Genomic DNA, 18,525 nt, shown 5'->3' with positions numbered 1-18,525 from the left:
GGTCTTCCCCGGTGTCTGCAGCGCCGATATAATCCCTGAATGAAAAAAGCTCACGATACCTTACCCCCGGAACAAACCGTCACAGCACTTGCGCATTTCGCCTGGTGCGCCCTTGTCGCCTTACGTACCGCTCAGCAGGATGGTCAGGCATTGTCGCCACTCAGCACGCATGCATTTATACTGCGCTGGTTAACGGTGGCGTATAAGCAAAAACGGTTTCCACGTGCAATCGCATCTGATATTGAGGGATTGCTGACGCTGGGGCGTAACAAAGGCCTTGCCGCCAGCTTATTCAGTCGTCTGGAATATCTGTGGTCTTCGTGCACCGGACCGGTGTCAGCGCAGTCGGATTTGTATCGGCTGACGTACGCAATTGAACAGCTTAAATCGCGGGGCTGGGTCAATGCAGCGGTGAGTGACAGGGACTGGGACAATGAAACGCTTCTGGCCCTGGAATACAGCGATGCGAATGCACTGCTGGTAAGGAAGTCGGCACTGACCTGCGGATTTTCGGATGGAGGGAAACTCGTTGCGCCGGTTGAGTTTCTTGTGAATGGCGACTTGTCAGCCTGTATGGCTGTTTTTGCGGCTCATACACTGTCGGCTGTCATGCTGGAGTCGAATCGGATCGTGTTACAACCTTGAGCAGTAAAACAACCGTTCTCAACCCGCAGCAAAGCTCATCACTGTCCACGTCTGTCTTTCTGTAAACCGAACGGGTGTTGTTCCTGGTCGCGCTAATGCACCGGCGGCTGAGATATTCATATCGCTGGTACAGGTATGAGATATGCGTAAAGTCCGGGCGTTGCAATTCCTTTAATCTGAAAAAAAATAAATAAGCCCGGTTTACGTGAATAATAAGAAATGATGGAAACCTGAAACTGTCGCCAGTTTTTCACATGCTCAGTCACGTCCAGCTTCTCAATTTCTGATAAAAGTACAAAATCAGATATTTCACGTGACTGGTGATATTTTGTACAAATATACACCCTAAGCCAAATTGATCATTTTCTGTACATCCTTATCCCGCGGGGCCTGAAGGGTTATGGTGTAAAATTTTTATAAATCAGAAAGATGATATTTTTTTTGTTAAAAGCCAGGAATGTAAATCTTTGTTACATTTTTTCATTTTCGATCTGGCAGGGAACGTTCCCAAACTCCAGCCATTGGGCCTTATCCGAAATTTTTCATTTCAGACAAATACCCAGAAAATACAGTGTCGACATGCTGGTGGATGGAATGCGCCCGCTTTTTTTGGTTCCGGGATTTTTATTTACGTCGGATGACGCGAACCGGAAAGTTGTTCTGGCTGGGTAATTTTTTCTTATTTATTTTTCACTGGCATTGACCGTTTCTATCACTCCATAGAACAGGGACAGCCATGTCTAATTCTTCCTTTCAGTCCGAAATCCCTAAAGCGCGTATTAATTTAAAACTTGATTTGCATACCGGTGGTGCGAGCAAGAAAACGGAGCTCCCCCTGAAATTGCTCGTGGCGGGCGACTTCAGTAATGGTCAGGAGTCTGCCCCTTGTCTGAGCGCAAAAAAGTTGATTTGAATAAAAATAATTGTGATTCTGTCATTTCTGAATATTCCCCAAAAGTCAATCTTACCGTTAAAAACACGCTTGCTGATGATGGCAGTGAAGACAACATCAGTCTGACCTTCCGGAGCATGAAGGACTACCAGCGTCGGTGAGACATCCGCGTCATACAACTCTTTGAACGCAGCCACTATCTCACGGGTGGTCATCCCTTTGGCGTACAGTGACAGGATTTGGTTATCCATCCCGGTGATCCGGGTCTGGTTTTTCTTCACCAGTTGGGGCTCGAAGGAGCCGTCACGATCGCACGGCGTACGCAGTTCCAGCGGGCCATCGCCGGTGGTAACGGTTTTTGTGAAATAGCCGTTGCGGGAGTTGGCACCCGGTTTAGACTGATGTTTACCGTAGCCGAGGTGATGGAGCATTTCGGCGTTGAGGCGGCGCTCAACGTTGATTTTTTTCAGCAGGCGATCGAACTGGTTGAGATCGTCAGGGGTTTTGAGATTTTTGGTCAGTTCGTTAGCCAGAGCCTACAACTGTTTTTCGTCCATAAAGTAACCTGCTTTTGATGTTGAATTGAACATATCAAAATCAGGCAATTACACAAACTTGTGTACAGGCTCCATACAGCTAACCCGGCCCGTCACATCGTAATGTCAACCCGTAATGCATAACATCATGCAGCGTTCCATTAATGAGTCGGGAATCATATTCAACCTTCTTGAATCGCCACGGGTAATCTAGACACTTCCGAGCCGTTGATGGACTGACCCCACCCCGGTAGACGATCCTGCCCTATAGTAACGAGCGCATGGCAGACATGTCCCCGTTCTGGATGCTAAATGTTCTGAACAGCGCCGAACTGGTACTGGGGCAGTATCAGCGCCTGCAGCACAGCCCGCCAAGTACTGTGGTTCCGACCTTAATGGGGGCCGCCAGCTGTCAGTAAAGGTCAGTGTCTGACCCCGGAGACACGCGGACAGCCAAGCACCTACCAATCATCTGCTGGTCCCGCGCTAGCAAATCAGCCAGTTGCGTAAAGAAATGCGGCATGTTGTGCCGCTGGTTCTGAATGGTCAGGTTGGCAGCGCGATGACGAATGACATGCTGCCGCAGGCGGCTATCCCGGGAGAAGGGGGAAGGTCTGGCGTGAGTCTTCAGCGGTGAGCTCAATTGCTGCATGGGTCACTACCTTCGCCATATCTTGAGCATACTACCGGAGTAGTCCAGCAACAAAGTGGCCGAACTACTTCCATGGAACGTGGTTCTTCCCGATAAATAATCGTCAATACGGCGCTCGTTTAACGCTTACACATTAAATATTAATTAAGCCTGATTGGATGTTTTTCATTTTTTTTAATTGGTGTGCTTGACCTTCCAGTAACATCAACCTTTAGCCTTGTAAGAAATTGCTACAGCGCCGTTTTCGGATGGGCCGGGGCTGCCTGTGGCGTATGAAAGGATCACTGTTATGAAAATGAAAATTGGGGTTCTGATTGTGTCGGCCGCAATCATCGCCACTGCCGGGATTGCGTTTGCCCGGGATAGTGGCGGCAACGATGAGCCGGCCGCAGCGGCCGCACCTATGGCTCCCCAGGTTCCCGTAGCCGAAGTGCTCTCGCGTCAGATAGTCCCTTCGGCAGAGTTTACCGGTTCATTGGCGGCCCCAAAAACCGTAGAGCTACGCCCACGCGTTGGCGGTACCATCGACGCTGTCAGCGTACCTGAAGGCAGCATGGTGCGTCAGGGGCAGCTGCTGTTCCAAATTGATCCTCGTCCATTCCAGGTGGCTCTTGACAGCGCGCAAGCACGACTCAAGCAGGCAGAAGCGCTGGCTATCCAGGCCAATCGCGATTTTGAACGAGTTGGTCGGCTGGTGAACAATGGCGCGGTATCCCGGAAAGATTACGATGACGCCGCTTCTACACGTCATGCTCGTCAGGCTGAGGTGCAGGCTGCAAAGGCCGAGGTTGCGGCGGCGAAACTGGACTTGTCTTATTCGCGCGTGGTGGCACCGATTACCGGCCGCGTGGATCGCATGCTGGTGACTGAGGGAAATCTGGTCAGCGGCGGTGGTACGGGATCTGCGACGCTATTGACAACGATTGTTTCCGTCAATCCGCTATACGCTTACTTTGATATTGACGAAGCGACGTTCCTTAATTCAGTCAGCAAGGCACGTCCTGACGCAGTTAACAAGGTGGAAGAGCGTTTACCCGTGCATGTTGGGCTGGCGACAGAAAAAGGTTTCCCGCATCAGGGAACGCTCGATTTTGTCGGGAATCAGATCGATCGTAGTACCGGTACTGTCAGGGTACGTGCCGTAATCCCTAACGACGATGGGAAACTGACGCCAGGTGCCTTTGCCCGCGTGCAGCTGGCCACCGGTGCGGCACATCAGGCGATTCTGATTGACGATCAGGCGATAGGGAGCGATCAGGGACGCAACTATGTCCTGGTGGTGGGTGCGGATAATAAGGCGCAGTATCGCCCGATTGAGCTGGGCGCGGTGGTTGATGGTTTGCGCGTGGTCAAGAGTGGCCTGAAAGCCGGTGAGAACATTATTATCAAGGGGCTGGTGCGTCCCGGTATGGCGGTGACGCCGCGTTTGACCCCGATGCAGGCTTCTGGCGCGTCGGTTAGCGAGGGGGAAAAAGCCGGCTCCGTTGAAGGGGGAGGCCAATAATGAAATTCCCACACTTCTTCATCCAGCGGCCTATTTTCGCGATTGTGTTATCGGTGTTTATGCTGATAGCTGGCGCTCTGGCTTTCTTTCAGCTTCCGCTGAGTGAATACCCATCGGTAACACCGCCTACCGTGCAGGTTTCGGCAAGCTACCCTGGTGCTAACCCTAAGGTGATTGCTGACACCGTTGCTGCTCCACTGGAACAGGCAATCAACGGGGTGGAAGGCATGTTGTACATGAGTTCCCAGATGTCTGCCGACGGTCGAATGGTCTTGACGATTTCATTCCGGCAGGGAACCGACCCCGATATTGCGCAGATTCAGGTGCAGAACCGGGTTTCTCGGGCCTTGCCGCGCTTGCCGACTGAGGTGCAGCAGATCGGTGTCGTGACGGAGAAAACGTCACCGGATATCCTCATGGTTGTGCATATATTTGCACAGGGCGATCGCTACGATCCGCTTTATGTTTCCAACTATGCCATGTTGAACGTGCGTGATGAGCTATCACGCTTGCCAGGTATTGCCAGCGTCACGCTTGGGGGCGAGGGTGAATACGCGATGCGCGTCTGGCTGGATCCGACCAAAGTCGCTTCCCGCGGTTTGACGGCCAGTGATGTGACCGCAGCAATTCGTGAGCAGAATGTCCAGGTCGCGGCCGGTTCTGTCGGTCAACAGCCGAACAGCTCCTCAGCCTTCGAAGTCAGTATCAATGCCCAGGGGCGTCTGACCACCGTTGAGCAGTTTGGCGATATCGTGATCAAAGCTGGCGCTGACGGGCAGGTTACCCGCCTGCGCGATGTTGCGCGTCTGGAATTGGGATCGGACAACTATTCCCTGCGCAGCCTGCTGGACGATAAAAATGCCGTGGGTATGCACATCGTTATGACGCCAGGCGCCAATGCGCTGGACGTCTCTGCCTCGGTTCGGGCGACGATGGCGAGGCTGCAGGCCAACTTCCCGGAAGGTATCGAATACCGTATCGCTTATGACCCGACAGTGTTTGTCAGCGCCTCGTTGAAATCAGTGGCAATGACGTTGCTGGAGGCGACGGTGTTGGTGGTACTGGTGGTGATGCTGTTCCTGCAAACCTGGCGGGCTTCGATCATCCCTCTGGTCGCGGTACCTATTTCGTTGGTCGGTACTTTCGCCCTCATGTATTTGTTCGGCTTTTCGCTCAACACGCTGTCGTTGTTTGGTCTGGTGTTATCGATTGGTATCGTTGTCGATGATGCCATTGTGGTGGTTGAAAACGTCGAACGGCATATTGCACAGGGCCGTTCTCCGAAAGAAGCGGCAAGAAGGGCCATGGACGAGGTGACTGGCCCTATTTTAGCCATTACTTCCGTTTTGGCTGCTGTGTTTATTCCTTCTGCGTTCCTGTCAGGATTGCAGGGGGAGTTCTATCGCCAGTTCGCGCTGACCATCGCCATTTCGACGATCTTGTCTGCGATCAACTCGTTGACGTTGTCGCCGGCGCTGGCATCGGTTCTGCTTAGACCCCATCAGGATATGGCGCAGGCCGACAGGTTGACGCGCATCATGGATCGCGTATTCGGTGGTTTCTTCCGTCGCTTTAACGCTTTCTTCGATAGATTGTCGAACAACTACGTTGGCGCAGTCCGCCGGGCCGTACGCGGCAGTATCATCGTGCTGGTGCTGTATGCCGGTTTCCTGGGCCTGACACTGTTGGGGTTCCAGCAGGTTCCTAACGGTTTTGTGCCCGCTCAGGACAAATACTATCTGGTTGGGATTGCTCAATTGCCTTCCGGCGCCTCGTTGGATCGCACGGAAGCCGTAGTGAAAGAGATGTCCCGAATTGCGCTGGCGGAACCTGGAGTGGAAAGCGTCGTGGCGTTTCCTGGGTTGTCGGTAAACGGCCCTAACATGCCTAACTCCGCATTGATGTTTACCATGCTGAAACCCTTCAGTGAACGTAAGGATCCTTCGCTGTCTGCCGAGGCTATTGCCGGTAGCCTGATGGGGAAATTTAGCCAGATACCTGACGGTTTTGTCGGGATCTTCCCGCCACCACCGGTACCGGGGCTGGGCAGCATGGGAGGATTTAAACTCCAGATCGAAGACCGGGCAGGGCTTGGCTTTGAAGAGCTGACCCGTGTTCAAGGGATGGTTATGGCGAAGGCCATGCAGGCTCCTGAACTGGCAGGGATGATGGCCAGTTTCCAGACCAACGCACCTCAGTTGCAGGTTGATATCGACCGCGTCAAAGCCAAGTCTCAGGGCGTCGCACTGACCGATATCTTTGATACGTTGCAGGTGAATCTGGGGTCGCTGTATGTAAATGACTTTAACCGCTTCGGTCGTACGTATCGGGTGATCACTCAGGCGGATGCGCAATTCCGTATGCAGCCTGAAGATATCGGGTTGCTTAAAGTGCGTAATGCCGCGGGTGACATGATCCCACTGGGAACGCTGGTGAACATTACCCGTACCTCTGGACCAGACCGTGTTATGCGTTACAACGGTTATCCGTCGGCGGATATTACCGGTGGCGCAGCGCCTGGCTACTCCTCCGGACAGGCAACGGCAGCTATTGAGAAGATCGTTAGTGAAACGCTGCCTGAGGGAATGACATACGAATGGACCGATCTGACTTACCAGGAGAAGCAGACTGGCAACTCGGCGCTGTATATCTTCCCGTTGGCGGTGTTCCTGGCGTTCCTGATCCTGGCCGCACAATACAACAGCTGGTCGCTGCCGTTTGCGGTGCTGTTAATTGCCCCAATGGCATTACTTTCCGCGATCGCCGGGGTTTGGCTATCGAATGGAGATAACAACATCTTCACGCAGATTGGTTTTGTGGTGCTGGTGGGACTGGCGGCGAAAAACGCAATCCTGATCGTCGAGTTCGCTCGCGCCAGAGAGAGTGAAGGCGTCGATCCTCTGGCTGCTGTGCTGGAGGCCGCTCGCCTGCGTCTGCGCCCGATACTGATGACCTCGTTGGCATTTATTGCGGGGGTTGTGCCTTTGGTGATCGCGAGCGGTGCCGGTGCGGAAATGCGTCATGCCATGGGGATTGCCGTGTTTGCCGGGATGCTGGGGGTGACGCTGTTCGGACTCTTGTTGACGCCAGTGTTCTATGTCGTGGTCCGTAAGCTGGTTATTCGCCGGGAAATCAAGCAGGCACAGCGGGCAATCAGTGATTCACGGCCATGACGGGCGGAGAGAGAATAATGAAAGCAGAGTATGAAATGAACCATCGTATTAATAAACTCTCGGTGCTGGCGATGGCGCTGGTATTGGCCGGTTGTACTATGGCGCCGGACTACGAACGGCCTTCTGCACCAACGAGCTCAAGCTATCCTTCGGGAGCGGCTTATGCTCAGGGAACAGTTTCAGCGGCTCAGACTGCCGTGGCTGATATCGGTTGGCGCGATTTCTATCGTGATCCGTTGTTGCAACAATTACTTGAGGTCGCGTTGGCAAACAACCGCGATCTGCGCAAGTCGGTGCTGGATGTTGAGGCCGCGCGGGCTCAGTACCGGATCCGTCGTGCCGATATGTTGCCAACACTGAATGTGGATGCGGGCGCTACCGTGCAGCGTCTGCCCGCAGATGTCAGCCCGAGTGGTACAACGCAGATAACGCGGAGTTATGACGTTAATGGTGCGGTGTCAGCCTGGGAGCTGGATTTGTGGGGACGGGTTCGTAGCCTCAGCGATCGGGCGCTGGCAACGTACCTGGCGTTGGATGAAACACGGATTGCGGCAAGGCTGAGCCTGCTCGCTGAGGTGACAAACGCTTATCTGACGTTGCGTGCGGATCAGGAGTTGCTGCAACTGGCTCACGATACGCTGAGCACGCAAAAGAGGACTTACGCATTGACCCAGGCGCTGTTTGATGCGGGTAATGCAACGCAAATTGATTTGCGGCGCGCAGAGATTGCGTTGCGTACTGCGGAAGTCAGTCAGGCTGCTTATACGAGGGTGGCGGCGCAGGATCGCAATGCACTGGTTTTGCTTTTAGGGCAGCCATTGACGGCCGAACTCTCGGCCAGCCTGGATAAGGCGAATACCTTGCCCGATGACATCATCCCTTCCGCGTTGCCGGCGGGCTTGCCGGCAGAATTGCTGGTGCGTCGTCCGGATGTCCGTGCGGCAGAGCAGCAACTGCGTGCGGCCAATGCCAATATCGGGGCCGCTCGCGCGGCATTTTTCCCGGCAATCAGTTTGACAGGATCGGCTGGTACGGCCAGTTCGAGTCTGGACGGGTTGTTCGAGCCGGGGTCAGCGGCCTGGAGTTTTGTTCCGCAAATCTCGTTGCCTATTTTCCGGGGAGGCGCTCTGCGCGCCAATCTGGACCTAGCCCAGGTACAAAAGCGCATCGAAATTGCGAATTACGAGAAGGCGATTCAGGTTGCCTTCCGCGAAGTGGCTGATGGCCTGGCGGGCAGACAAACCCTGGACGATCAATTCCGTTCAGAACAATTGTTGGTGCAGGCCAGCCAGGCTAACTATGAATTGGCCTCACAGCGCTTCCGGGCCGGTATTGACGATAATCTGGCGGAGCTTGACGCGCAACGAGCGCTGTTCAGTGCACAGCAAACTCTGGTTCAGACCCGACTGGCGCGAATGAGCAATTTGGTCAATTTGTATAAAGCGCTGGGGGGCGGATGGACAGAAAGCTCTCCGGCTAAGCCATAACTCTCCGGGCAGGTTAACGCCACTGTCTGGCGATAAGGTCGGCAATACGTGGGTGGAGGGATAAAACCGCCCGCGTATTGCATTGTCGTAGGGATAAGGGGTTACGGCGCGGCAACCACTTCTTTTACTGCGAGGACTGCTACGTCTTCGTCTTGTTGCCCGACAGCCGGCAGAAAGCACAACTGAACGGTTTACTTGAAATACTTTGGGGCAGTATATATCCCCACCTCAGGTGAAACGCTTAGTCAGAGAATATAAGCACGAAAATTTTTGGCGATAGGGCTTGACCTTACAACGGTGGCAAGTTCTATCATTGAAGTTACTACAACTAAATAGGATATATATATGCAATTACATCTAGAAAATATGACATGCGGCGGATGTGCCCGGACAGTGACTAAAGTGATTCAAAATATTGATCCTGAGGCAAGTATCATAACTGATCCACCGACTCGTAAGATCGAAGTGAAAACTTCTTTATCTACTGAACAAGTTGCTAATGCTTTACGTGAGGCAGGTTTTCCTCCGAGAGAGTAGTTAACTAAAAATGGTTACCTCCCCGCTGTGGTAACCATTTTTTATCATGTATCCTTACGGTTAGAAGTATTTCTGTTATTATTATGCACCATGGTGGGGTGTTTAGATGTCTTGAGTTGTAGTTTTGATTTAATATGTCTATTACTTAACTCACTAATTTTTTCTCTATGTTAAATGTATTGTGTTCAATATTTATGTGTGATTTACTAAATCATCGGTTTTTTCTTTTAAGGCCTCATTAATGTATCATGTGACGTCAAGTATTTGTGGAGGGAGTATTTGGTTTTTTTTAAATATATTAAGAACAGGGTGGTATGCCAAATTTATCATCATAAAAAGTAAGAAGAGCGAAGTATACGTAAACCAAACGCTGTAAGTTTAAGCATGCCATTTTTGTTCCATGCACTTCTTGATAGCTCCGGGTTTTCAGTCATCAGCCGATACCTCTTCCTGTATCAGGTTATTCAGAGATTCATGAGGCCGCTCGTTATTGTATTACCTCAGCCAGCATAATGTAATTCTCCCGTACCTCATTCTGAGTTCTAAATAGATTAAAATCCAGTATTTATGTCCGATAGCGGCGGTTAAACAGTTCTGCTTTGCATTAGTAACCCGCGTCCCCGGTAGGCGTTGATACGATATGCTTCCCGCAGAGAATGCACCGACTGGTATTTCTGTGCCGGCCTTAGAACTTTTGCTTCAGCATCTCCTGAAGCATCTCCTTGTCCACACTCAGGCCAGCCACCTGTTTCTTCAGTAGCTGATTTTCATCCTCCTGCTACCGCATGTGATTCAGTTCTGAATGAGAAATATCGCCTTATTCCTTACGGTATGTAATGGGATTGTCAGGGCATCGTACAATAGCGTGTTCGACAGCGTGATGAACTACTATCCAGAAGAGCTTGACCGTACGTTCGAGATAATTCTCGATAGCGTGGAGGCTCATATAAAGGTCTATGTGTCGGTCAAGAATCTTGATGCCAGTATGGCGGTAGAAGTACTCAATGAAGTAATATCAGCAAATATTATTGCTATCTAAAAATCAAAGAGACTGATATGTTAGTCTTAAAATAATAGTCAGTTAGAGACTCAACGGACGGAACAAACTAGCTGGCAGTTCGTACTATGCCCATACTATTATGGAATGACGATATTCAATTTATGTCAAATTTTTCAAGTATTCATTCGTCAATTCTGGTTAAGCTGGGATTCGGCCCATCTGACATGTGATGTCGTAGTTTTCCTGATATTTTCGTGGTCATTGTTTATGGGGGGGAGAAGAACCTCGGCGCAAAAGACTGTCGGTGCGGTCTTATTTAAGGTGCTAGGGTTTTCTTTCGCTATACATGATTTTATACTAGCGAGAATATAGATAAAGGATTTGGGAATGTAATGAATTTTAATGCTGTCCTCATATGCTATTATCCTGCGCTTATAATCCACTCCACTGAAAGTGTAATAGTACATGCTCCTGCTCGTAATCTTCCGGTGATATATCACTCAGGGCTTGAAGCCATTTCCAAGCCAGTAGATGACTCGCAAAACATCATCTGATATCAACATTCAAATATATGTTTCTGATAGTCCACTTTTCGGAGACTCTGCCAGTTCCTGGCGTGTCAGAATGTCCAGTTGATACCAGCAAAACCGCTGATATTGTCTCGCGCTGACACAACAGGACTGTCACTGGTTTTATCCGCAAGCCAGGCATATGAAGCGCCCAGTAGGGTGCCCCAGTGTTCATTAAACTGATGCTGCCAGCTCAGGGTAGTCTGCGTAGCATAAAATCCTGCGCTACGGTTGTATTCCCGGAAACCGGTTGTGCGGCTCTGGGCAGCATTAACGCCGTACCAGGTGTTAATGTACCGGGCGTCACCAAAAAGTGCCGCGCCCTGCAGGGCAACCGTATCTGTGTCGTTCTGCCAGGGCACGAGCGTCAGCGAGGCCTGGTACTGTACCCCCTGTGAATCCGTCAGCGGCAGAGTTGCACGGATTTCCGGGGTAAACCAGCTGTTCACCTGCCAGCCAACAGCAACCTGCGTGTTCAGTGCACCACGGATGTTTCCCATTCCTTTCAGTTTGTCAGAACCATCGCGCCACGATGAATTTTGATCGGCACGGCCAAAACTGTATCCGAACGCATTTTCAAAATAGAGGCCATTATCCGTCTGCAGGTCATAACCGATACCTTTTGTTGAGTCGAAGAAAAACGCGCCTTTACGGACCTGCAGGGAAGGCATCACTGTCCAGTGCTGCTTATCCGCGCCACTGTAGCGGGGGGCGTTTTCTCCCATTATCCCCACCGTCACTCCATCCTGATTGCCGCTGTCGGCAATAGCGGACCCGCAGGTCGCTGCCAGCAGGATCACTGTACACCCTGTTACAGACGAATACGTTGCCATCATATATCCCTCGTTTTATGTTTATGCATTACGGTAAGCTGTGACCCGCCCGGCCACCCGCAGTGGATTATGACGATGCTTTATCAAGACTCAGCGTGGAAACCATCAAGAAACCATCAAGGCAGAATGAATGAACACAAAACGTATTCTGATTATCGAGGACGACCGGGATGCGGCGAATGTGCTCGAAGCCTATCTTCGCCGTGAAAACTTCGGGGTCATACTGGCCCATGATGGAAAAGCAGGACTTGAAGCCGCCCTTACCCAGCATCCTGCACTTATTCTGCTTGATATCATGCTGCCGGGTATGACCGGAACAGAAATACTCAGCCGGCTGCGCCGCGAATCCGATGTTCCCGTGATAATGGTCACCGCAATGGGCGAGGCCCCGGACCGTATCGGGGCCTTACGCTTCGGTGCGGATGATTATGTCGTCAAACCTTATGATCCGGGTGAGGTCGTGGCCCGGGTGCAGGCGGTGTTACGGCGTGGGGCGGCAGCGCATGCTAGCGCTGAAAATTATCGCCGGGTGGGGGCCGTTGAACTCAACCGGGACACCATGTCAGTCGCTGTTATTCACGATGAAAACCGGGTGCACCTTGAGCTGACCCCCACCGAGTTTTCACTGCTGGACATGATGATGACCCGCCCCCGGAGCGTCTGTTCCCGTCAGACGCTGCTTGAACACTGCCTGCCGGAAAGTGATGCGCTGGAGAGGGTGGTTGATACACACATCTATAACCTACGCCGCAAACTGGAAAAAGCGGGGGTCAGCGGTGTGCTGACCAGCGTGAGAGGGATCGGTTACCGGTATCTGCAGCCATGAAAAAAAGAGAGTCCCGTTCATTATGGCGCTGGATTTGCGTCAGGGTGTTGTCGCTGGCGGCCGGCAGTGTCGTGCTTATCGCCCTGTGCATGTGGCTGCGTTTTGCCCTGCTGGATGCCTGGGTACTGGCTGAACTGGATGATACCGATTTGCGTAATCAGTACCGCAGTGCTCAGGCGGCAGTACAGGAAGCCGAGGCAAGCGCCAGGCTTGCTGAGATAAACCTGCGACGCATGACGCTGCTTGCCCCGCAGGGTGCGGTTGCCCGGGTTCAGCTTGACGAGGCCCGCACAAACCGCGACACGGCAACAGCAAAACTGCAGAGCGCTCAGGCCGACCTGAGCAGTGCAGCGGACCGTCTGGGGTATGCGCGACTGCTCTCACCGGTTACCGGGGTGGTCACCACCGTCAGCGCCGGTCCGGGACAGGTAGTGACCACCGGACAGGAAATCCTGCGGGTGGCGCAGTCAGGGGCCCGTGATGCGGTCTTCAGCGTACCGGGGGCTCTGGCTGACACCCTGAAACAGCAGCAGACACTCACCCTGCGTATGGCGGATAACCCGTCGGTGTCGGTAACCGGAACGCTGCGTGACATCAGCCCGCAGGCCGACACACAGACCCGGACCTGGCGGGTACGCTATGACCTTGAGAATGCACCCGCGGTAATGGCTATGGGGGCGACGGTCACCGGGTCATTACCCCTGGGCGGCAGTGAAGTGTTTCAGGTACCGGCATCTGCCCTGACGAGGAAAGAACAGAAACCGGCAGTGTTCGTGGTGGACACCGGCAAAAATCGCCTGCGCCTGACACCCGTTGACATTGCGGCCTATATGACCGATTCGGTGCTCATCCGCAAAGGGCTGACAGCCGGTGAACAGGTGGTCACTGCCGGGGTCAGTCAGTTACGTGACGGGGAAAACGTGCTGACGGAGAACCAAAAATGAAAAATGTTATGCACGCTTCCGGCGGTTTTAATCTTTCTGCCTGGGCACTGGCCCACCGACAACTGGTGGCTTTTCTGATGCTGATGGTCACGGTGACAGGCGTCATGAGCTTTCTAAATCTGCCGCGCAGCGAAGATCCGGCGTTTACCATTAAGACCGCCGTGGTGTCGGCACAGTGGCCGGGCGCAACGGTAAAAGATACCGTCAGTTTCGTCACCGACACGCTGGAGAAGAAGCTCCAGGAAATCCCACATCTGGATTATATCGAGAGTTACACGCGTCCGGGCTCGTCGGTGATTTTTGTGAACCTGCGTGATGACACACCGCCGTCAGAGGTTGCGGGTATCTGGTATAGCGTGCGGAAAAAGATGGACGACATCCGGGCATCCCTGCCGGACGGCACCACCACCCCGGCCGTGGATGATGAATTCGATGATACATACGGCACAATTTATGGCTTCACGTCGGACGGCTTCACTCCCCGGCAGTTACGCGATACCGTCGATGATATCCGGACATCTCTGCTGGCTGTTCCGGGAACAGGGAAAGTTACGCTGCTGGGTGACAGCGAACAACAGGTGGTGATTGCTTTTGATCCACTGAAACTGTCGGGAATGGGACTCGATCTTCAGCAGGTGACGGCGGCTCTGCAGGCACAGAATGCCGTCACGCCCGCCGGACGTATCCGGACATCACAGGAAAATATGTCGGTGGAAGTCAGTGGCGCCTTCACATCCGTGGACAGCCTGCGGCAAATTGTGCTGCATACCGGAAACCGTTTTATCCCACTCACCGATTTGGCCACGGTCACACTGCAGCAGGCAGATCCGCCCTCACCGGAGTTTAGGGTTAACGGTAAACCAGCACTCGGGCTGGCGATTTCGATGGCTCGCGGTGGAAATATTGTTGATTTTGGTCGGGCGCTGAACGCGACGATGGACAGGATCCGCACGCATCTTCCTTACGGGATCAGTGTGGAGAAGGTGGCAGACCAGTCGGCCGTAGTCAGTGACGCGGTGGGAGGATTCGTCCAGGTGCTGGTTGAGGCCGTTATTATTGTGCTGGCCGTTTCTTTTGTTTCGCTGGGCAGCCGGGCAGGTCTGGTGGTCGCCGTGGCCATTCCGCTGGTGCTGGCCATGACATTTACCGGGATGGAACTGGCCGGAATAGGGCTACAGCGAATCTCCCTCGGTGCCCTGATCATTGCACTGGGACTGCTGGTTGATGATGCCATGATCACCGTAGAAGCCATGGTGTCGCGGCTTGAGGCTGGCGATGCCCTGAGTGTGGCCGCCACGCAGGTATTTCGTACCACCGCGTTCCCGATGCTGACGGGGACACTGGTGATGATTGCCGGATTTATACCGGTGGGATTTGCGGCATCGAGCGCAGGAGAATACTGCTACTCCCTGTTTGTGGTGGTACTGACAGCGCTGCTGAGCTCATGGCTGGTTGCGGTTCTTTTCTCGCCGCTTACCGGCGTCTGGTTACTGCCGGAACAGCATTCACATCAGTCACATAAGCACAGTTTCTTTCACCGTCATTATACCCGCCTGCTCGACCGGGTGATGCAGCACCGGCGCAAGACACTCGGTTGTGCCCTGGCGATACTGATATTGTCCGGGGGCGGAGCCCTGCTGATGCAGGGTGAGTTTTTCCCAGCGTCCGATCGCCCGGAGCTGCTGGTGAGCCTGACTCTGCCGCAGAATGTCAGCCAGGCACAGACGCACCGCGACGTCCTGAAGTTTGAAGCGAAGTTGCGCGATAATCCTGATATTGACCATTACTCAAGCTACATCGGTTCCGGCGCTGTGCGTTTTTATCTGCCGATGGATGTTCTGCTGCAGAAAGAGAACATTGCCCAGCTGGTCGTAGTGGCGAAAAATGAAGCGGCGAGAAACCGGCTGCAGAAACAGCTTGAGCAGATCCTGTCGAAAGATTTCAGTACGCTCACAACCCGGGTATCCACACTGGAGCTGGGCCCTCCGGTGGGCTGGCCGGTCAGATACCGGGTATCCGGGCCGGATAATACCCGTGTACGTGAACTGGCCACGCAACTGGCAGGGATGATTGCCCGCAATCCCGATACCCGGGGTGTCAATCTGACGTCCGGTGAACCGGAGCGGGTCATCCGTCTGCGGGTGGATCAGACGCAGGCGCGTGCCACCGGCATGACGTCTCAGTCACTGGCAGGAACGCTTGCCACGCTGTTTTCCGGAACCACCGTGACCACCCTGCGCGACCGTAACCGCCAGATTGATGTGGTGCTGCGGGGAAATGAAGCCTCACGACAAAACCCGGCGTTACTGAATGCTCTGATGCTGACATCATCGACCGGGAATAAAGTTCCCCTGGGACAGGTCGCCACGCCAGAATGGACGCTGGATGATCCGGTTATCTGGCGTCGGCAGCGGTTGCCGTTTATCACGGTTCAGTCGGATACCGCGCCCGGCGTTCGTGCAGAGACCGTGTCATCGGCACTCTCTCCGGTGGTTGCCGGTTTCCGGGAGAGTCTCCCGCCGGGTTACAGTGTGGAGGAAGGTGGAGTGGTTGTGGAATCGGAGAAAGGAAACAGCTCAGTGTATGCGGTATTGCCTGTCACGCTGATGGTGATGCTGTTACTGCTGATGATTCAGTTACAACGCTTTTCGTCGATGCTGCTGGCCCTGCTGATGGCACCGTTTGGTTTGCCTGGGATAGTTGTGGCTATGCTGCCTTTTGGCATACCGATGGGGTTTGTGGCGCTGCTGGGGATCATTGCACTGGCCGGGATGATCATCCGTAATGCCGTCATTCTTATTAGCGAAGTGGATGTGGGGATGAAAAATGGTTTCACTGCGGATGAGGCGATCAAAGTCGCCGCGCTGCACCGTTCACGCCCCATCATGCTGACCGCTTCGGCGGCCATTCTCGGGATGCTGCCGATTGCCCGGGATGTTTTCTGGGGACCGATGGCATTTGCCATTATTGGTGGGCTGCTTTCAGCCACACTGGCAACGCTGACACTACTGCCGGCAGCAATAAGTCTAATCTTTCACTGGAAACCGTATCCCTGACGAGTCCTGCCGTATCATCGCCTAGTGCTTCGACTAATGATTGCAACCCGCGGATATGGGGATGACCGTCGCTGCCGGTTGCGACTGCTAGGATCATGGCGCCGGACGCCGCCATGACCTGCTGGATCGTGGTGAACTCAGGAGGGGATTCGGCGTGTGAGACAGCGACTATCTGTGACCTCCGAATGAGGTGAATGGATGGTTCGTCGTTGTCTGAGCGCGCACTGGTTCAGTCGTCTTTCCCAGAACCACTTCAAGTACCAGCGCAATTTCGAGCATCCAGGGGATGGGACCCAGCAGACGTTTGAGGATAGCACGCACCTGGTCCGGAGGCTGTTCACGCACTTCGTTATAGCCACATTGACCCAGCCGGGTCTGCACCTCGGCTTCGGAAAGTCCCTTCACGATATTCTCAGGGAGCATCTCCATACACCCTTCTCCGGAAATACCTGACCCGGCAGGTCAGGTATGTTGTTATGGCGATAAAATGAAAATCTGCCGGAGACATGGCGCGGTTAAGTGTATGGCGCATATGCTTTTACAGCAGTGTCATCACAAAGAAACCAGTGGCAGTCATCAGAAGCGAGCCAGTTACGTGCGTCAGTACGGAAATGACAGCCCATGCATAATTGCCATTCTGAAGTAACACCACCACCTCAGCAGAAAAGGTGGAAAAGGTTGTCATACCGCCACATATGCCGGTGGTAATAAAAAACTTCCAGGCGGGATCAAGGTGAGGCTGCCGGACAAAAAAGGCCAGTGCCATACCGATGATAAATCCGCCAACCAGATTAACCACCAGGGTACCAGGTGGAAGATTGGGGAAAAGTGCATTGAGACGCATGGACAGTATCCAGCGGATCACACAGCCGATCGATCCGCCTATCACCACCGCGAATAATGATTTGTACATACCACCTCGCTGAAATCAGGGCACCATCAGACCGTCATTCAAGGGAATAACGTGCGGTGATGGCCCGTTTTTCATTCATTTCATACAGTACGGGGATTCCCGTCAGGACATGCAGATCGGGAACCTTATTTTCATCAATCTGCTCAATAAACATGGTCAGCGCACGCAGTGTATTAGCATGACTGACCAGCAACATGGTTTCGCCACTGGCGACGCGCAGGACAATGACGTGGTGCCAGTAAGGCAACAACCTTCGTTGCGTCATTTCCAGACTTTCTCCCCCCGGCAAATCCGTCAGGGACACATGACGATAACGTGCCTCACGATGAAGTGAAGCAGGTGCATCCGGCAACGGAGGGGAGATACCACGATAGCTCCTCCGCCAGTGATAAACGATTTTCTGGCCAATCTGTTGAGTGGCTTCATCTTTGTTCATTCCCTGAAGCGCACCGTAATGACGTTCATTTAACCGCCATGATTTGTCCACCGGTAACCACAATTGATTCAGCGCTTCCATTATCAGCCAGAGCGAATGAATTGCCCGGTTCAGAACGGATGTGCAGGCTCCATCTATGATTGTAGTGGCACACTGATTCCGGACCGTTTTATCAGGTTTGCTGCGCGCCGGGTTTCCTCCACTCCTTTCAGCATCAGCGGGACATTTTCCCATCCGGTAAAACGATTTTGCGATTCAACTAACTTTCGCCATGGCGGAGTAAAATAATTTTCCCCATAACAACTACCTGTCTGTCACCCACAACTGAACCGGAAGGACCTGAACCCGTTGAGTTGTTTGTACTGATTACCCGGATTTACCTGGACTCCGGTCAAGGAGGTGACGCATCAGAAGATGGGCACCGCTCCCGATGAACAGCGCGATTACAACGGCACTGGTATCATCCGGCAGTATATTAAAAAAGGCATCAGCGATCAGGAAAACCAGACAGTTTGCCTGGAT

At 53.1% G+C, this 18,525-nt stretch carries 12 protein-coding genes and 3 pseudogenes; 10 read left to right on the top strand and 5 right to left on the bottom strand.

The genetic code is table 11. The features are described 5' to 3' along the window. The first annotated feature begins 39 nt into the window (after positions 1 to 39). Positions 40 to 645: a DUF2913 family protein gene (locus ACLIBF_RS03825; RefSeq protein WP_009652485.1), complete on the top strand. Its 606-nt coding sequence runs from the start codon at positions 40 to 42 to the stop codon at positions 643 to 645. A gap of 736 nt (positions 646 to 1,381) precedes the next feature. Continuing rightward, a pseudogene (gene tssB, locus ACLIBF_RS03820) lies at positions 1,382 to 1,686 on the top strand (type VI secretion system contractile sheath small subunit); the annotation flags it as partial. On the opposite strand, the pseudogene ACLIBF_RS03815 reads toward tssB, so the two are convergent. Further along, positions 1,684 to 2,070: pseudogene (locus ACLIBF_RS03815) on the bottom strand (transposase); the annotation flags it as partial. The pseudogenes tssB and ACLIBF_RS03815 sit on opposite strands and share 3 nt — an antisense overlap. A 272-nt stretch (positions 2,071 to 2,342) precedes the next feature. Here ACLIBF_RS03815 and ACLIBF_RS03810 point away from each other — a divergent pair. From ACLIBF_RS03810 to ACLIBF_RS03790, 5 genes and pseudogenes are all read left to right on the top strand, one after another. Beyond that, a pseudogene (locus ACLIBF_RS03810) lies at positions 2,343 to 2,468 on the top strand (hypothetical protein); the annotation flags it as partial. Positions 2,469 to 3,014: 546 nt separating this feature from the next. Then, positions 3,015 to 4,229 (top strand): efflux RND transporter periplasmic adaptor subunit, encoded by a 1,215-nt coding sequence (locus ACLIBF_RS03805; protein ID WP_009652401.1) that lies wholly within the window; start codon positions 3,015 to 3,017, stop codon positions 4,227 to 4,229. After that, complete coding sequence (locus ACLIBF_RS03800) at positions 4,229 to 7,402, top strand: efflux RND transporter permease subunit (RefSeq protein ID WP_009652455.1); 3,174 nt, start codon at positions 4,229 to 4,231, stop codon at positions 7,400 to 7,402. The genes ACLIBF_RS03805 and ACLIBF_RS03800 overlap by 1 nt, the downstream gene beginning before the upstream one ends. Positions 7,403 to 7,419: 17 nt before the next feature. Next, complete coding sequence (locus ACLIBF_RS03795; RefSeq protein WP_009652383.1) at positions 7,420 to 8,889, top strand: efflux transporter outer membrane subunit; 1,470 nt, start codon at positions 7,420 to 7,422, stop codon at positions 8,887 to 8,889. Positions 8,890 to 9,234: 345 nt separating this feature from the next. Then, the gene (locus ACLIBF_RS03790; RefSeq protein ID WP_016154448.1) at positions 9,235 to 9,426 is read left to right on the top strand and encodes a heavy-metal-associated domain-containing protein; all 192 of its coding nucleotides are present in this window, start codon (positions 9,235 to 9,237) and stop codon (positions 9,424 to 9,426) included. 1,619 nt (positions 9,427 to 11,045) lie between these two features. Here ACLIBF_RS03790 and ACLIBF_RS03785 read toward each other — a convergent pair. After that, positions 11,046 to 11,831, bottom strand: a complete 786-nt coding sequence (locus tag ACLIBF_RS03785; protein ID WP_016154445.1) for a MipA/OmpV family protein — start codon at positions 11,829 to 11,831, stop codon at positions 11,046 to 11,048. A 127-nt stretch (positions 11,832 to 11,958) separates the two neighbouring features. On the opposite strand from ACLIBF_RS03785, the gene ACLIBF_RS03780 reads away from it, so the two are divergent. From ACLIBF_RS03780 to ACLIBF_RS03770, 3 genes are read left to right on the top strand one after another with little or no spacing between them, the layout of a single operon-like run. Then, positions 11,959 to 12,654: a response regulator gene (locus ACLIBF_RS03780; protein ID WP_009652481.1), complete on the top strand. Its 696-nt coding sequence runs from the start codon at positions 11,959 to 11,961 to the stop codon at positions 12,652 to 12,654. Then, positions 12,651 to 13,598 (top strand): efflux RND transporter periplasmic adaptor subunit, encoded by a 948-nt coding sequence (locus tag ACLIBF_RS03775; protein ID WP_165852143.1) that lies wholly within the window; start codon positions 12,651 to 12,653, stop codon positions 13,596 to 13,598. Before ACLIBF_RS03780 ends, ACLIBF_RS03775 begins: the two co-directional genes overlap by 4 nt. Next, a complete protein-coding gene (locus ACLIBF_RS03770) occupies positions 13,595 to 16,654 on the top strand; it encodes an efflux RND transporter permease subunit (protein ID WP_016154444.1) in 3,060 nt (1,019 codons plus the stop codon). The genes ACLIBF_RS03775 and ACLIBF_RS03770 overlap by 4 nt, the downstream gene beginning before the upstream one ends. Positions 16,655 to 16,822: 168 nt before the next feature. Here the strand turns inward: ACLIBF_RS03770 and ACLIBF_RS03765 are convergent, their stop codons facing one another. From ACLIBF_RS03765 to ACLIBF_RS03755, 3 genes are all read right to left on the bottom strand, one after another. Beyond that, positions 16,823 to 17,083, bottom strand: coding sequence for a cation-transporting P-type ATPase (locus ACLIBF_RS03765; RefSeq protein WP_016154443.1), 261 nt, complete (start codon positions 17,081 to 17,083; stop codon positions 16,823 to 16,825). A 109-nt stretch (positions 17,084 to 17,192) separates the two neighbouring features. After that, positions 17,193 to 17,567: a fluoride efflux transporter CrcB gene (crcB, locus tag ACLIBF_RS03760; RefSeq protein ID WP_016154442.1), complete on the bottom strand. Its 375-nt coding sequence runs from the start codon at positions 17,565 to 17,567 to the stop codon at positions 17,193 to 17,195. 34 nt (positions 17,568 to 17,601) lie between these two features. Next, a complete protein-coding gene (locus ACLIBF_RS03755) occupies positions 17,602 to 18,237 on the bottom strand; it encodes a 2,3-bisphosphoglycerate-dependent phosphoglycerate mutase (protein WP_223175621.1) in 636 nt (211 codons plus the stop codon). Between the last annotated feature and the right edge of the window lie 288 nt (positions 18,238 to 18,525).

Source organism: Pantoea sp. PGP6 (assembly GCF_053474785.1).
The sequence above is the reverse complement of the archived record's forward strand: the minus strand, read 5'-3'. Positions and strand labels throughout refer to the sequence as shown.

Coding starts and splice junctions, on each gene's coding strand:
- ACLIBF_RS03825 (WP_009652485.1), top strand. CDS start 40: ATGAAAAAAGCTCACGATACCTTACCCCCGGAACAAACCGTCACAGCA.
- ACLIBF_RS03805 (WP_009652401.1), top strand. CDS start 3,015: ATGAAAATGAAAATTGGGGTTCTGATTGTGTCGGCCGCAATCATCGCC.
- ACLIBF_RS03800 (WP_009652455.1), top strand. CDS start 4,229: ATGAAATTCCCACACTTCTTCATCCAGCGGCCTATTTTCGCGATTGTG.
- ACLIBF_RS03795 (WP_009652383.1), top strand. CDS start 7,420: ATGAAAGCAGAGTATGAAATGAACCATCGTATTAATAAACTCTCGGTG.
- ACLIBF_RS03790 (WP_016154448.1), top strand. CDS start 9,235: ATGCAATTACATCTAGAAAATATGACATGCGGCGGATGTGCCCGGACA.
- ACLIBF_RS03785 (WP_016154445.1), bottom strand. CDS start 11,831: ATGATGGCAACGTATTCGTCTGTAACAGGGTGTACAGTGATCCTGCTG.
- ACLIBF_RS03780 (WP_009652481.1), top strand. CDS start 11,959: ATGAACACAAAACGTATTCTGATTATCGAGGACGACCGGGATGCGGCG.
- ACLIBF_RS03775 (WP_165852143.1), top strand. CDS start 12,651: ATGAAAAAAAGAGAGTCCCGTTCATTATGGCGCTGGATTTGCGTCAGG.
- ACLIBF_RS03770 (WP_016154444.1), top strand. CDS start 13,595: ATGAAAAATGTTATGCACGCTTCCGGCGGTTTTAATCTTTCTGCCTGG.
- ACLIBF_RS03765 (WP_016154443.1), bottom strand. CDS start 17,083: ATGGAGATGCTCCCTGAGAATATCGTGAAGGGACTTTCCGAAGCCGAG.
- crcB (WP_016154442.1), bottom strand. CDS start 17,567: ATGTACAAATCATTATTCGCGGTGGTGATAGGCGGATCGATCGGCTGT.
- ACLIBF_RS03755 (WP_223175621.1), bottom strand. CDS start 18,237: ATGGGAAAATGTCCCGCTGATGCTGAAAGGAGTGGAGGAAACCCGGCG.